Annotated in this window: 14 protein-coding genes; 9 read left to right on the top strand and 5 right to left on the bottom strand. The window is 59.7% G+C overall.

From position 1 onward, the window contains the following. Positions 1-324 precede the first annotated feature (324 nt). The 9 genes from rplS to MHJ63_RS03480 all read left to right on the top strand — a co-directional run bounded on the left by rplS (position 325) and on the right by MHJ63_RS03480 (position 7,965). Positions 325-678, top strand: coding sequence for a 50S ribosomal protein L19 (gene rplS / locus MHJ63_RS03520; RefSeq protein WP_035754209.1), 354 nt, complete (start codon positions 325-327; stop codon positions 676-678). Positions 679-795: 117 nt separating this feature from the next. Continuing rightward, positions 796-1,545 (top strand): signal peptidase I, encoded by a 750-nt coding sequence (lepB, locus tag MHJ63_RS03515; protein ID WP_239446176.1) that lies wholly within the window; start codon positions 796-798, stop codon positions 1,543-1,545. A 13-nt stretch (positions 1,546-1,558) separates the two neighbouring features. Next, positions 1,559-2,314, top strand: coding sequence for a ribonuclease HII (locus MHJ63_RS03510; protein ID WP_239446175.1), 756 nt, complete (start codon positions 1,559-1,561; stop codon positions 2,312-2,314). Positions 2,315-2,335: 21 nt separating this feature from the next. Then, positions 2,336-2,656 carry a DUF2469 domain-containing protein gene (locus tag MHJ63_RS03505; RefSeq protein WP_035754210.1) on the top strand — a complete coding sequence of 107 codons (321 nt, stop codon included), beginning with the start codon at positions 2,336-2,338 and terminating at the stop codon, positions 2,654-2,656. 126 nt (positions 2,657-2,782) lie between these two features. Beyond that, the gene (locus MHJ63_RS03500; protein ID WP_052048179.1) at positions 2,783-3,217 is read left to right on the top strand and encodes a YraN family protein; all 435 of its coding nucleotides are present in this window, start codon (positions 2,783-2,785) and stop codon (positions 3,215-3,217) included. Next, a complete protein-coding gene (locus MHJ63_RS03495; protein ID WP_239446174.1) occupies positions 3,214-4,932 on the top strand; it encodes a YifB family Mg chelatase-like AAA ATPase in 1,719 nt (572 codons plus the stop codon). The genes MHJ63_RS03500 and MHJ63_RS03495 overlap by 4 nt, the downstream gene beginning before the upstream one ends. After that, a complete protein-coding gene (gene dprA / locus MHJ63_RS03490) occupies positions 4,932-6,206 on the top strand; it encodes a DNA-processing protein DprA (RefSeq protein ID WP_052048180.1) in 1,275 nt (424 codons plus the stop codon). Before MHJ63_RS03495 ends, dprA begins: the two co-directional genes overlap by 1 nt. A gap of 93 nt (positions 6,207-6,299) precedes the next feature. Continuing rightward, entirely contained in the window at positions 6,300-7,289 is a 990-nt protein-coding gene (locus MHJ63_RS03485) for a tyrosine recombinase XerC (protein ID WP_239446173.1), read from the top strand. A 172-nt stretch (positions 7,290-7,461) separates the two neighbouring features. Further along, positions 7,462-7,965 (top strand): DUF3145 domain-containing protein, encoded by a 504-nt coding sequence (locus MHJ63_RS03480; protein ID WP_035754213.1) that lies wholly within the window; start codon positions 7,462-7,464, stop codon positions 7,963-7,965. A gap of 103 nt (positions 7,966-8,068) precedes the next feature. Here the strand turns inward: MHJ63_RS03480 and fabF are convergent, their stop codons facing one another. From fabF to aceE, 5 genes are all read right to left on the bottom strand, one after another. Beyond that, positions 8,069-9,307, bottom strand: coding sequence for a beta-ketoacyl-ACP synthase II (fabF, locus tag MHJ63_RS03475; protein ID WP_239446172.1), 1,239 nt, complete (start codon positions 9,305-9,307; stop codon positions 8,069-8,071). Positions 9,308-9,474: 167 nt separating this feature from the next. Next, entirely contained in the window at positions 9,475-9,723 is a 249-nt protein-coding gene (locus MHJ63_RS03470; RefSeq protein WP_035754216.1) for an acyl carrier protein, read from the bottom strand. Between the two features lie 180 nt (positions 9,724-9,903). Further along, a complete protein-coding gene (locus MHJ63_RS03465) occupies positions 9,904-10,830 on the bottom strand; it encodes an ACP S-malonyltransferase (protein WP_239446171.1) in 927 nt (308 codons plus the stop codon). Positions 10,831-11,022: 192 nt separating this feature from the next. Further along, positions 11,023-12,360 (bottom strand): PucR family transcriptional regulator, encoded by a 1,338-nt coding sequence (locus tag MHJ63_RS03460; RefSeq protein ID WP_239446169.1) that lies wholly within the window; start codon positions 12,358-12,360, stop codon positions 11,023-11,025. Positions 12,361-12,478: 118 nt separating this feature from the next. After that, the gene (aceE, locus tag MHJ63_RS03455) at positions 12,479-15,223 is read right to left on the bottom strand and encodes a pyruvate dehydrogenase (acetyl-transferring), homodimeric type (protein ID WP_239446168.1); all 2,745 of its coding nucleotides are present in this window, start codon (positions 15,221-15,223) and stop codon (positions 12,479-12,481) included. Positions 15,224-15,244: the final 21 nt, after the last annotated feature.

Raw genomic sequence — 15,244 nt, 5'->3', positions numbered from 1 at the left:
CTTCGATACGTGTCGACATTGAGACCACACCCTTGTTCATACTTGTTCAGCGTAGGAGTACGCGCTCAAAGTATGTGAGGCACGACTGTAGCTACGCGATCAATATATGTAAGGTACGCCGGAAACCTGACATCGAGTAGCAACTACGTTAGAATAAGGAAGTTGTCACCCACCGCATGCATGACTGCCGCAGGGGTCATGTGTGAACACGGTCGGGTCCGGTTCGGTTGAGCGAACCGGGAATATCGGCGAACTCCACCAGAGAGTAACGCCCATATGCATCATGGCTCACGGACCTGCGGCCGGTTCCATGTGGAGAAAACAATGAATCTTCTTGATTCTGTCGACGCCAAGAGCCTTCGCGATGACATCCCGGATTTCGCTCCGGGCGACACCGTCAAGGTTCACGTGAACATTATTGAAGGTAAGAACTCCCGTATTCAGGTGTTCCAGGGCTACGTCTTGGCACGCCAGGGTGGCGGCGTTCGCGAAACCTTCAAGGTTCGTAAGGTTTCCTTCGGCGTAGGTGTCGAGCGTACCTTCCCTGTGCACTCCCCGGTCATCGACAAGATCGAGGTTGTGTCCCGTGGTGACGTCCGCCGCGCTAAGCTGTACTACATGCGCGACCGCCACGGTAAGGCTGCTCGCATCCGCGAGAAGCGCGAGGGCGCGAAGTAAGCGCGGCTTACTGACTTCCGTGCTCCTCTCGGAGCACCCGGCAGGCGCTATCCCCGCACGCTTTGTGGGGGTGGCGCCTGCTTCATGTCATACGCATCAGTATTGAGGAAAATTCCTGTGCAGAAACACAATGACGACGCCCACGGGCACAGCCACGCGAAGACCGAGAAGTCCGAGCATGCTGAGCATAAGAAACGTGGCGCCTGGGCTTCCATCAAGGAGATCCTGTTGACCGTTGTGATCGCGCTAGCGGTCTCTGTTGTGGTCAAAACCTTCCTGTTCAGGGCGTTCGTCATCCCCTCAACCTCGATGCAGAACACGCTGATGGTCAACGACCGTGTGTTCGTGAATCAACTGTTCCCAAATCTGTTCACACTCGAACGAGGCAACGTCATCGTGTTCAAGGATGACGAGCACTGGTTGCCGCCACTGGACCACAGCGCACAGCCCAACGGCTTCGAGAAAACCCTGACGTTTTTGGGTTTGCGTCCAGATGACAGCACCCAGCACCTGATTAAACGCATCATCGGCCTCCCGGGTGACACGGTCGAATGCTGCACAGCGAACGGGAAGATCTCAGTCAACGGGGTTGAGATCAGCGAGCCGTACCTGTATCCGGGTGACGCCCCTTCGGCAACGGAATTCAAAGTCACTGTTCCGAAAGACAAACTCTGGGTTATGGGGGACCACCGCTCCGATTCGGGGGACTCCCGCTACCACCAGGACAAGGACAACGGGATGGTGTCAATGGAGTCCGTGGTGGGGCGCGCTGACTTCATCGCGTGGCCCCTAGACCGTTGGAGTGGTGTAGCGAACCCTGAAGGCGCGTTCGATGCGGTCCCGGATCGCGAACCTCAAGGCGAGTGATAGGGCTGGTCGAATGAGCGGACACGTCCCTGACCTCACCGTTGAACAAGGTTTGGTGGGTGCCGGCCAGATCATCGCAGCCGTCGACGAGGTGGGCCGCGGGGCACTTGCAGGTCCCGTTACCGTTGGGGTGAGTTTCGTTGCCCCGCACGAATGTAGCGACCAGCCGGTAGGGCTCGGAGATTCCAAAGACGTCGCGCCCGCGTTGCGTCAAGCGCTTGTGCCGTTGATTCAGGACTGGGTCGTATCCTGGGGTGTGGGTAGCGCAAGCCCTAGCGAGATCGACCGGGTCGGAATCGTGGCAGCACTCAGGCTTGCCGGCCAGCGAGCCTATAAGGAAGCCAGCGAAAGACTCAGCGAACGAGCATCGGAGGCTAAGGTGCCCGTCGTGGTCTTATTGGATGGGGTGCATGACTGGCTGAGCACCCCGGAGCCAGACCTGTTCAGCGCTTTAGCGTCCAGCGCACTAGATTCTGACGGATCAGACCTCGGGCTTGATGCGGAAGCAGCGGATGCCGCGCCAGCAGAAGCAGGTGTGGACTTACCGCGTGTGATAACCCGTCCCAAGGCCGACCGTGACTGCGCATCCGTCGCGGCCGCGAGCATCTTGGCGAAGACGCACCGCGATAGTGTCATGGTAGAACTATCGCAAACTCACCCCGCCTACGGGTGGGAATCGAATAAAGGATACGGCTCGGCACAGCACAGGGCCGCAATCCGCGAACACGGAGCAACTGAGGCGCACCGGCGCACATGGAAGCTATTGTGACAAGGAAGGGGGACCAAGCTCATGAGTGATGAGGACATCGAACGCTTCGAGACCCAAGCGGAGCTGAACCTCTACCGTGAATACCGTGACGTTGTAGGGCTGTTCTCCTACGTAGTAGAGACAGAACGTAGGTTCTATCTAGCGAACCACGTCGAATTGGAAACCCTGACGTCCAACGGGGAAATCTATTTCTCGCTCACGCTGAGTGACGCGTGGGTGTGGGACGTGTACAGGCCGCAACGATTCGTGAAATCCGTGAAGGTCATCACGTTCAAAGACGTCAACATTGAAGAACTTTCCAAGCCTGACCTCTTCAAAGGCGACGACGTCCCGGGTCCATAACTGAGCCCTTAACGCCTTTCCACAAGCTTCTGATCCTCGGGTTCTATCCACATTTTTCTACGCAGAGGCTACCGGGAATGTTTTCCACGCTGAGATGAGTACACAAGCTCATCCAGTGGAGGAAACATGGCATCGACGAACAGCGGGACAGACCGCGTAGCCGAGAAGGTGCGGCGGCGAATAGAGCTGGGGCAACGCGGCGAAGAATTCGCGGCGGGGTGGTGTCAGAACAACGGGATCTTCGTTCTTGAACGGAACTGGCGCGGGACCCGCGGTGAGCTGGACATCGTCGGGCTAGACCTCAACACACACGAGCTCGTGGCGCTTGAGGTCAAGACGCGTTCCGGTACCGGCTACGGTCTACCGGCAGAAGCTATTACCGGACCTAAGTTTGAGCGGTTGCAAAGACTCATCTGGGAGTATGCCCGGACCGGAGAGAATACAGCCGGCCTCGCTCTACGCGGTGTCGATACCCGGGTTGATGTTCTGGGGATCGTGTGGCCACCGGACGCTACTGAGCCAACAACGGTTGAGCACTACCGTGAGGTGGCAGGGGCATGAGCAACCCTGCGAACATCCAGATTGCAACTCGCCCGCCCCGAGTCGCAACAACACCGACCCATCAGCGTGGCCTGGGGTCTTCACTGAGCATCGCGCTGGTTGGCCTGAAAGGACACAAGGTCGAGGTTCAGGCCGATATAGGCAACGGGCTGCCTGGCATGACTCTGTTAGGTTTACCGGATGCAAGTCTCAACGAAGCCCGCGATAGGGTACGTTCTGCGGCCCGCAACGTTGGAATACCCTTGAGCGCTCGACGTACGGTGATCAACCTGATTCCAGCGGGGCTACCCAAGAAAGGCCCCGGCTTCGACGTTTCGATCCTGATCGCCGCCATGGCAGCAGATGGGCACATCACGTCCCCTGCTAGCACCGCCTATATAGGGGAGCTCGGGCTGGATGGTTCGTTGAGGCCATTCACCGGGACGTTGCCGGCGGTGCTTCAAGCGCGCGAACTGGGAATCGAACGCATTGTGGTTCCTGCCGCCAATGATGAAGAAGCCCGGCTCGTTCCGGGTATAGAGGTTCGCAGCTACAACCACGTCAGCGACCTTTTGATCGACCTGGGCGCGGATGCACGCATCATCGTCAACCCCGGGCAACAAGCGGGCCAGGCGGATAAGCGAGCGGACCATAACAGCGAGCGTGTGCGGCTTGAGCCTCTGAGCAGTGTGAGCTCGCTTGCGGTTCCAGATATGGCCGACGTCCGAGGACAGGCGACTGGGCGGTGGGCGTTGGAAGTCGCGGCGGCCGGTGGGCACCATCTCTTGCTGACAGGCCCACCCGGGGCAGGCAAAACCATGCTCGCCGAAAGACTGCCGGGGATCCTTCCTCCATTGACAGACGAAGAAGCGATGCTCACCACGAGCGTGCACTCGTTGTCAGGAGAACACGTCTCCGGTTTGATCAAGGTCCCACCGTTCCAAGCCCCACACCACACATCGAGTGCTGCCGCATTGGTGGGCGGTGGCTCCGGTATCCCACGGCCGGGCTCAGCATCCCGTGCGCACGGTGGCGTGCTGTTTCTAGACGAAGCACCAGAGTTTCAGGCACGCACACTCGATGCGTTACGTGAACCACTCGAATCCGGGATCATCACGCTGCACCGCTCAGCGGGAATCGCGTCCTATCCGGCGCGTTTTCAACTGATCATGGCCGCGAACCCCTGCCCGTGCGGTAAAGAAGGCCCTGCATGCGAATGCGCAGCACTCACGAAGCGACGGTATTGGGCGCGCATGTCGGGGCCACTGCTTGACCGCGTCGATATTCGCGTGAACGTGCCAGCCGCACGTCTTTCAGCGCTACTAGCTCATGAAGCGGAAGAGAGCTCATCAAGCATCAGGAAACGGGTTGAACGCGCGCGTGCCGCCGCACGCGAACGCTGGTTGGGTGTGGCCCCCGATGGCAACAAGGCTGACGGCGTGAGAAGTGGAGGAACCAGCGTCGTTTCGGCGCAGAAGGAGGTGTACAGCGGCGCAAGTGCAACCAACGCGTCCGTTCCTGCCTCAGTTTTGAGGTCGCAACGCTTCCGACTGACCGGTGCCGCCGCGCAAGAACTGATGAATATCAGCGCTCACAGCGGACTCACCGGACGTGGGCTCGACCGGGTTCTGAGGATCTCCTGGACCCTCGCTGATCTCGCCGAACGGCAAGCCCCGAGCCCCGAAGACGTAGCAGCAGCCGTACACCTGAGAGGAACACCGGAGGCATTCAACTAATGAACTCACACAACACGGCATCGATGAACGATGAGGGTTTAGCCGCCGAACGGCTTGCACGAGCTGGCCTTTCACGAGTGACCGAGGCAGATGACTATCCGGCCCGGCTGGGGTTGGAGATGTTCGGAGCGGTACGGCTATGGGAACTCATCATGGGCTCTACTCCTTTGCCCGAAGAACACACAAGCTACCGCGAAGCGGTTGAGCAGGCCTATGGGAGCAACGCCCGGGCACACCGCCACAGCAAACTTGAACACGCCTTGCAGCGATGGGCGAGCAGACGCGATCAGAGCAGCCCCGAACGTGACCTTGCATTCATCACGTCCCAGGGCGGCGGGTTCCTGATTCCGGGGGATCCAGGATGGCCGGAAGCGCTCAACGATCTGGGGGAGTCAACACCCTACGGTTTATGGTGGCGGGGTTCTCAACCCGTTCCAACCAACACAAAGAGCTGGGTTGCGGTGGTGGGTACACGAGATCCCACACCGTACGGAGAGCACGTAACCCGTGAATACACGGCAGAACTGGCCGAACGCGGGGCAACCATCATCTCTGGCGGGGCCCTGGGGGTCGATGCGTTGGCTCATCGTACAGCGCTTGAGCATTCCCTCGCTCCGTTAGCTACAGCGGTTGTCTTAGCCGGGGGAGTGGACCGGCTTTATCCGGCGGCAAACAGGGCACTGTTGGAACGCATCGGCACCGAGCATGTCATCGTTTCTGAAGCCGCACCAGGGGCTTCACCGATGCGGTGGCGCTTCCTAGCCCGCAACCGGATCATCGCGGCACTCAGCCGCGGAATCCTTGTGACCGAAGGCCGGCACCGATCAGGTGCGATCTCAACCGCGGTGCACGGGCTCGAGATCGGCCGATGGGTCGGCGCGATCCCGGGACCGGTAACATCGGCGGCTTCAGCCGGGCCCCATCGACTCATCAGAGACTATCCGGTAGAGCTAGTCGCATCGGCAACACAACTTTGTGAAACCCTCGGCTTCAGCACGAACACCCAGGCGATGCAAGCGCAAGCCGGGCAAACTCCAGCCCTTTTCGGTAGTGACCCGGCCCCTGCAGCGGCACGGCTAACCGATGGATTGACTGCCCTCGAACAACGCATCGTTGAAGCATTGTCGCCACGAACTTACCGCAACTTGGATGAGGTCTTCGCGATCGCTGGGCTATCTGTGCCAGAAGCGATGCCCGTACTGAGCCAGCTGCATAGGCGAGGGCTTGCTGTCCAGCGTGGCCACATGTGGAAACGCGGGAAGATCGGCCCCTAGGAGTGCCCAGAATGCTGCGTGTGTAAGGTGGTGTATGAGTCCCAGCAGGTGACTCCTGGTAGGTAGGTACACGTATGTAAGGCAGGAAGGGCCGTGGAGAACTCGCTGAACGATGCCCTCGATGCGTTCGCGCGGCACTTACGTTACGAACGCGGCAGGTCAGAACACACGATCCGCGCCTACACCACAGACATCACTGCCCTGTGCAAGCACGCGGGACTAGACCTCGAAACTGACGAGGCGACAGCTCTGCGCAGCATCACCATTGCGCAGCTGAGGTCATGGCTCGCCCATGCGGCACATGAAGGTAGGGCATCGGCGACGTTGGCGCGGCAAGCCGCATCGGCTCGCACCTTCCTTGCATGGGCTCTGCGTGAAGGTTATATCGAGAGCGATCCATCGAACCGCCTTAAAGCACCCAAGCGTAGCCAGCATCTTCCTCAGGTTCTCAAAAACCAGCAGGCTGAACGGCTTTTGACCCATTCGGCCCAGCCAACGGATGACCCGCCCGAAACCAAACAGCAGCGCGCCGTCCGCCTACGCAATCAGGCCGCACTCGAACTCCTCTACGCCAGCGGCATTCGTGTCTCAGAACTCGAAGGGCTCGACGTCTCAGACGTCGATCTGGCCAAGCGAACCGCGAAAGTCCTGGGTAAAGGCAACAAAGAACGCGTAGTCCCGTTCGGAGTTCCAGCAGAAGAAGCCATCCGAGAGTGGTTACGTACCGGACGGCCGCATTTAGTGAAAACCGAGTCCGAAGCAGACAAGGCGCTAACCACCGCGGCCTCGGCTCACCGAGGCAGTAGCGAACCCTTGTTTCTCGGCGTCAGGGGAGGCCGATGGGGTAGTAGGCAAATCCGTGAAGCCGTCAACGCCGAGCTTGAAAAACTAGGAGATACCTCAGCACGGGGCCCACACGCGTTGCGTCACACTGCTGCAACACACTTACTCGACGGAGGAGCTGATCTGCGCAGCGTGCAAGAGCTCTTGGGCCACACATCCTTGGCCACAACCCAGCTATACACCCACGTTTCAGTAGAAAGACTGAGGAAGGCGTATCAGCAAGGACACCCGCGAGCGTGAGGCGCAGCGAATCAAGGATGTTGAGCAACCCGTGAAGCTGTAGTGAACAATGTGACTCAAGTGATAGTGCGCTTGTGAACCAGCTGAGTAATTGGCACAATGGACGCACCGTTCTGTTATCTTCGCATCGGTCGTAGGGGAAGACGTACCGAAGCAGTGAAGAAGGAGCGGCATGTCACAACCAATGACGAGGGGCGCCTTGTATATACACTCGGCCCCTGCAGCGCTGTGCCCTCATATTGAGTGGGCTATCGGGTCCGTAGTGGAACGCCACACGACCCTCGAATGGGTCGCGCAACCTGCGGCACCCGGGATGCTCAGAGCCGAGATGGCTTGGGCTGGCCCACAGGGCACAGGCGCTGTCTTGACGTCCACCTTGCGCGGGTGGGCGCACTTGCGCTACGAAATTACAGAAGAAGCCTCTCGTGGGGTGGATGCTGGTCGCTGGTCGCATACCCCGGAACTTGGTATCTTCCACGCCACAACAGACGTTGCCGGGAACATCCTGATCTCCGAGGACCGTATCCGCTACGCCTACGAACAAGGACAAGGCAACCCTGCGGCTGTCTATCACGAGCTTTCTATCGCGCTCGGGGAAGCCTGGGACGAAGAGCTCGAACCTTTCCGTGCTGCCTCTGACGGCGCGCCGATCCGCTGGCTTCACCACGTAGGCTAAGGCGAGCCGAAACGCTTCCTAGCCGCCGCTCCCAATTCACTGCTTTAAATGGTCTGGCCCCACACGATGTGTGGGGCCAGACCATTTGCTCGTTCAGGTGAGGTTAGTAGCTACGGAACGCAGCCACTGCGTTGTGTCCACCGAAACCGAAAGAGTTGGATACCGCTACACCTGGCTTCAGCTCGCGCGCAGTTCCAGTGACGACATCGAGAGGGATCTGCGGATCCTGCTTCTCGAGGTTGATCGTCACCGGCGCCTTAGCGTGATGAAGAGCCAGGACAGCCAATACAGCTTCAACCGCGCCGGCACCACCCAACAAGTGGCCAGTCATCGACTTGGTTGCAGATACCGCGACGTTATCGAGTGCATTGCCGAAGGCGGCACGCATCGCGGTGTATTCAGGGATGTCACCCACCGGGGTGGAGGTGGCATGCGCATTGACGTGAACAACATCGGAAGGGCTGAAATCGCCGTCAACCATAGCTGCCTGAAGCGCACGCATCGCACCGTTGCCAGACTCATCCGGCGCGGTGATGTGGAACGCGTCAGCGGTGATACCTGTGCCCGCCACCTCCGCGTAGATCTTCGCCCCGCGCGCCTTGGCGTGCTCCTCGGTTTCAAGGATCAAGGTTCCAGCGCCCTCACCCATGACGAAACCGTCACGATCAACGTCATACGGGCGGGATGCGGCCTGCGGGTCATCGTTGCGGCGCGATAGAGCCTGCATCGACGAGAACGCTGCAATCGTGATCGGGTGAATAGCTGCCTCGCAGCCTCCGGTGATCACGATGTCAGCCTGACCGTCACGAAGCATCTGCACAGCAAGAGCGAACGCTTCAGTACCGGATGCACAAGCAGACACTGGCGTGCGTGCCGCAGCCTTAGCGCCGAAAGCCAGCGACAACGCACCCGAAGGGGCGTTCGGCATCAGCATCGGTACCGTCATCGGTAGCACGCGGCGCGGGCCCTTCTCACGTAGGGTGTCCCACGCATCAAGCAAGGTATTGACTCCGCCGATACCGGTCGCGTAGCAGACACCTAGACGTTCGTGATCGATCTCGGCATCTTCAAGCTGAGCATCAGCCCAGGCCTCGCGAGCCGAGACGAGTGCGAACTGGGTCGAAGGGTCGTTGCGTTTGATTTCGGCGCGGGAGAGCACATCGGAGGCGGGGACGGCGGCACGTGCGGCGATGTTCACTGGCAGGCTGTACTGCTCGACCCAGCCCTCGTTCAGGTTGTCGACACCCGAGGTGCCAGAGAGAGCCGCCTCCCACGTCGTGGGGACGTCACCACCGATCGGAGTCGTGGCGCCAAGGCCAGTCACGACAACTTTCTGTGCCATAGAACATCCTTTGTTTACGTGCCGCTGAACCGGCTTCCGCGCGGTCAAGATCTAATAAGTGTGCCCAGTAGCCCGGACAGTTGGGGCGGGCCTAGGGGCGATGTGCGGCGGGCTCTCAAGCTCGAGGGCCTATAGGGGAGCCAGCCGCACATCGATACAACATCTGACTAGGCCTGAGCCTTCTCGATGTAGTCGACGGCGTCGCCAACAGTCTTGAGGTTCTTAACTTCCTCGTCTGGGATCTTGACGTCGAACTTGGACTCGGCTTCAACAACGATGGTCATCATCGAGATCGAGTCGATGTCGAGGTCCTCGGTGAAGGACTTCTCAAGCTGGATCTCTTCAACGTCGATATCGGTTTCTTCGTTGACGATCTCAGCCAGACCGGCGAGAATCTCTTCCTTGCTTGCTGCCATGAGCGGCTCCTTTATCGTTTAGCACCTGTCCATCGTTGGGCAGGCTGTGGTGTTCTCCGCCAACACTGCGTCGACGGCCTGAACTAAGCCTATGTGGTTGCGGGGCAGAGTTCATCATTACGGGGCCGCCGAGCTAAAGATCAACGGATCAAGATCAGCGGTACCCGCGAAAGCAAATATTTAGTTGCCGGAATGTTCGCTGATGAACGCTCGCGCGTCATCCAGCTGGTCCGGGGTTTTGAGCGCGAAAGTCTTCACACCCTTGAGCCCTCGGCGTGCAAGACCAGTCAGTGTTCCTGCGGGGGTTAGTTCGATGAGCCCAGTGACGCCGAGGTCCTTCATGGTTTCCTGGCAGGACTCCCAATCCACAGGCCGCGTTACTTGGTCCACCAGTAACCGCAGCATATGCGTGCCCGTATCCACCTGGGAGCCCCCAGCGTTGGTGAGCAACGTTCCGCGCGGATCCTTAGCGGTGATGGTCTCGGCAAGTTCACGCAACGGGTCTACCGCTGATGCCATGTAGTCCGTGTGGAAAGCGCCAGCAACCTTCAATGGGATAACGCGCGCTTTAGCGGGAGGGTTCTCATTGAGTTTCTCTAGGCTTTCGAGGCGACCTGCGGCAACGATCTGGCCGCCGCCGTTCATGTTGGCTGGTGCGGCACCCGCGGCTTCGATAGCCGCGATAACCTCGGTGTGCTCGCCACCGAGAACTGCCGCCATACCGGTCGGTTGCGCGTTGGAAGCCTTAGCCATCTCATCTGCTCGCAAAGCAACGAAACGCAAAGCATCCTCGTAGCTCATGATGCCGGTCATGGCAGACGCAGTGATCTCGCCAACCGAGTGCCCTGCATACACGGCCTCAGCCGGCGCGCCATCTTCCCCGAACAGCGCATCGGCGGCTAGAAGGCCGGCAGCGACGATGAGCCGCTGAGCATGAGCGGTGTCCTTGATCGTTTCCTCGTCGGCTTCAGTTCCGAGCCACGCGAGGTCCTTACCGGCAGCAACGGAGAGTTCAGCCAAACGGGAGGCAAGAGCAGGCTCTTCAAGCCAGCTGTTCAAGAAACCGGGGGTCTGTGAACCCTGTCCAGGGCAAACAATTGCTAACACGTGTTCCACTCTTCCAAAATTTTCTAAACTCTGGCTGGCATACGGGAGACCAAGGTCGCCAACGACTTTTGTAGACATTCTACAAAGCTGTGCGTGCGCTGAGGCGAGATTCCGGCTCCAAGGGGCGGCATCTATTGGCCAGATAACACAATGAGCTACACGAATAGCGGCAATAACAGCGGCCGATAACCCCTAAGGAGTAGCCTCGGAATCGTGGATGCGCCCCACGATTAACGCGACATGCAAAACCAATGCGTCGCGAGGCAACAGAGGGTCCCACCCAGTCAGCTCCGTGACCCGGCGTAAGCGATACCTGACAGTGTTGGCGTGAACGTAGAGCTCCCGAGCCGTGCCTTCGAGTGAACGGCCACCTGCAACGTAGGTCGACAATGTTTGCGCCAGCACCGCATCGGACTCAGCGATCGGCTCATACACCCGTTCGATGAGCTCAGCGATCGCGAGCTGGTCACCGGCCAAAGCCCGTTCCGGCCATAAATCCTCAGCACGAATTACCCGCGGAGCATCTGGCCACGCCGGCGCGGCCGCCAAACCAGCCAAGGCTTGGCGCGCAGAATTATGGAAATCCTCAACTGTATCCACCACCGGGCCGATCACCACATACTCGCCACCGAACTGATCCGCCAACGGTTCGAAAGCACCATCAGTTTCGTTGACCCCACCCAGCAAGACCAGCAAACGCTCGCCCTGAATCCCGATGACTGCGTCCTTGCCGGCGCGCATCGCCGCCCGCCGGATGTCAGCCACATTATTCGCGGTTGATTCCCCAGCAGTGCGGCCCACAACAACGCAAAACGAATCCACGGAACGCCAACCCACCGCAGATAATCGGGAACGCAACGCGTCAGCGCCCTCACCACGCAACACAGCATCAACAACAAGCGCTTCTAACCGGGAGTCCCATGCGCCGCGACGTTCAGCGGCGCGTGCATACACATCGGCTGCAGCGAAGGCGATCTCACGCGAATACAACAGCACAGCTTCCCGCAGGGCAGGCTGTTCGGAAGCCTCAGCCAGTTCGGGAACCTCGTCCTCGACAACCCCAACCACGGTACGGATCAGCTGCAGCGCACGCTGCAGTGAGATAGCGCGGGAGAGCTCACTCGGAGCGGAACCGAACACGTCCGCCAGAACCCACGCCGGGGTGTCAGGGTCTTGACACCACTGCACAAAATGCGTGATACCGCGCTGAGCAACCAGCCCCAAGGCGGAACGCTGATCAGGTAGAAGCGAGCGATACCACGGCAACTGCTGATCCAATGCGTTCAACGCAAGGGTTGAGAGCTGGCCAACCTGTGCTTTGAGCCGCTCCACCGCAACCGGTGCCTGAGACACTGTTGCGGCAAGACGTAAGGAACGTTGCGAAGGGATCGATGTGCCAGCCGTGTGCGTTTCCCTCCCACCGGATTCGGTGACCAGCTCGGACGCATGTAGCCCGGTCTCTTGCAAAGCGCCATTGCCATCAGGAACACCGCTGTTGGTAACGCCGTCTTCACCGGGCATGTTAAGCATGCTTGTCCCTCCTGACGGCTTTTAGATTCCTTGGTGTTGCTAATGCTAACGATGTGAGGCGGCTTACGCACGTGGTGCGCAAGCCGCCTCACCCTAGAGCTAGGTCAGCTGATGTGGCTTAGGCGTCGCCGCCGCCACCGCCGGTCGAACCAGCGTTGACATCGAGCAGATCGTACTTCTTGATCGCCTGAGCTGGAACATCCTTATCGATCTCGCCGCGGTCCGCCAACTGCTGGAGCGCACGGACAACAATCGACTCGGCATCGATGTGGAAGTAGCGGCGAGCCGCAGGACGAGTATCGGCGAAACCAAAATCATCGCCACCCAACGTCGTGTAGTCGCCTGGCACAAAACGGCGGATCATATCCGGCACATGGTGCTGATAGTCGCTGACCGCGAGGAACGGGCCGTCTGCGCCCTGGAGCTTCTCGGTCACGTAAGGAACCGGAGCATCGGACTCAGGGTGCAGGAAGCGTTGCTTCTCAGCACGCAGGCCGTCGCGACGCAACTCCGACCACGAGGTCACGGACCACAGATCAGCGTTGACACCCCAGTCCTCAGCGAGCAACTCCTGTGCCTTGAAGATCCATGGAACGGCAACACCGGAAGCGAGCAGCTGAACCGTTGGGCCGTCAGCCTCACCCTTAGACACCTGATGGATACCCTTCAAGATGCCTTCAACATCGACGTCATCAGGTTCTGCCGGCTGCTTGATCGGCTCGTTGTAGACCGTGAGGTAGTAGATCACGTTCGGATCTGGGTGCTCGCCGCCGTACATGCGTTCAAGCCCGTCACGGACGATGTGACCGATCTCGTAGCCATAGGCAGGGTCATAGGAGACAACACCCGGGTTGGTCGCAGCCAAGATGAGCGAATGACCATCCATGTGCTGGGTGCCCTCACCGGTCAGCGTCGTGAGACCGGCGGTCGCTCCGATCATGAAGCCACGTGCCAGTTGGTCAGCGGCAGCCCAAATGCTGTCACCAGTGCGCTGGAAACCGAACATCGAGTAGAAAATGTAGACCGGGATCATCGGTTCTTGATGCGTCGAATACGACGAACCTGCCGCAGTTAGTGCCGCAACGGAACCGGCTTCGTTGATGCCGGTGTGCAGAATGACACCCTGCGGGGATTCCTTGTACGCAAGCATCAGATCGCGGTCCACCGAGACGTAGTTCTGACCCTGCGGGTTGTAGATCTTCGCGGTAGGGAAGAAGGAGTCCATACCGAAGGTGCGTGCCTCGTCCGGAATGATCGGCACGATGCGGTGGCCGAATTCCTTGTCACGCATCAGATCGCGCAACAGACGCACGAACGCCATCGTGGTTGCGGCTTCCTGACGGCCAGAACCACGCTTTGCGCCGCGGTATGCGGTCTTATCCGGTAGAGCGATCGCGGAAGTGCGTTCGCGGCGTTCCGGCACGAAGCCGCCGAGTGCCTGGCGACGCGTGATCATGTAGCGGATCGCTTCGTCGTCCATGCCTGGGTGGTAGTACGGCGGGCGTGCTGGGTCTTTCTCGAGCTCTTCGTCCGAGATCGGGATGCGCAGGTGGTCGCGGAAGTCCTTGAGGTCCTGGAGGGTGAGCTTCTTCATCTGGTGGGTCGCGTTGCGGCCCTCGAAGTGGGTTCCGAGACCGTAGCCCTTGACAGTCTGAGCGAGGATCACAGTCGGCTGGCCCTTGTGCTCAACGGCGGCCTTGTACGCGGCGTAGACCTTGTTGTAGTCGTGGCCACCGCGCTTGAGCTGCCAGATTTCCTGGTCGGTCATGTCCTCGACCATTGCCTTGGTCTGTGGGGACTTGCCGAAGAAGTGCTCACGGACGAACGCGCCGGACTCAGCCTTGTAGGTCTGGTAGTCACCGTCCGGGGTTTCGTTCATGATGTTGACGAGCGAACCATCGTGGTCCTTCTCGAGCAGGGCATCCCATTCACGGCCCCACACGACCTTAATGACGTTCCAGCCTGCTCCGCGGAAGTACGCTTCGAGTTCCTGCATGATCTTGCCGTTACCGCGAACTGGGCCGTCAAGGCGCTGCAGGTTGCAGTTGATGACGAAGGTCAGGTTATCGAGGCCTTCGTTGGCTGCGTGCTGCAGGAAGCCGCGCGATTCTGGCTCATCCATTTCACCATCGCCGAGGAATGCCCAGACGTGCTGCTGGGAGGTGTCCTTGATACCGCGGTTGTGCAGGTAGCGGTTGAACTGTGCCTGGTAGATCGCGTTCGCTGGACCAAGGCCCATCGAGACGGTTGGGAACTGCCAGAACTCAGGCATCATGCGTGGGTGCGGGTATGAAGGCAGACCGTTTGGCGCCTTCGACTTTTCCTGACGGAAGGAGTCGAGCTGCTCGTCGGTCAGGCGTCCTTCGAGGAACGCGCGCGCGTACATGCCCGGGGAAGCGTGGCCCTGGAAGAAGACCTGGTCGCCGCCACCGTCGTGGCCTGGGCCGCGGAAGAAGTGGTTGAAACCGACTTCGTAGAGGGTCGCTGCGCCGGCGTAGGTCGAGATGTGGCCACCAACGGACAGGCCTGGGGCCTGGGCGCGGTGAACCATGACGGCTGCGTTCCAGCGGATCCAGCGGCGGTATGCGCGCTCAAGTTCCTCGGTACCCGGGAAGTCAGGTTCTTGGTCCACCGGGATCGTGTTGACGTAGTCGGTGGTGGTAACCATCGGGACGGCTACGGACTTGGCGCCTGCGCGCTGCAGCAGCGAACGCACGATGTATTCGGCGCGTTCGGTTCCCTGTGTCTCAACGAGCCCGTCGAAGGATTCAAGCCATTCTTTGGTTTCTTCGGGGTCGGTGTCAGACAGATGTTTCACCAATCCGCTACGGATATCGGTGATGTGATGGTCCTGTTGGGCCACGGCCGTTCCCTTTCTAGTGCT

It is taken from the genome of Pseudoglutamicibacter albus, from assembly GCF_022346425.1.
Classification (GTDB): Bacteria; Actinomycetota; Actinomycetes; order Actinomycetales; family Micrococcaceae; genus Pseudoglutamicibacter; species Pseudoglutamicibacter albus.
This window is presented reverse-complemented; position numbering and strand designations above follow the sequence as displayed.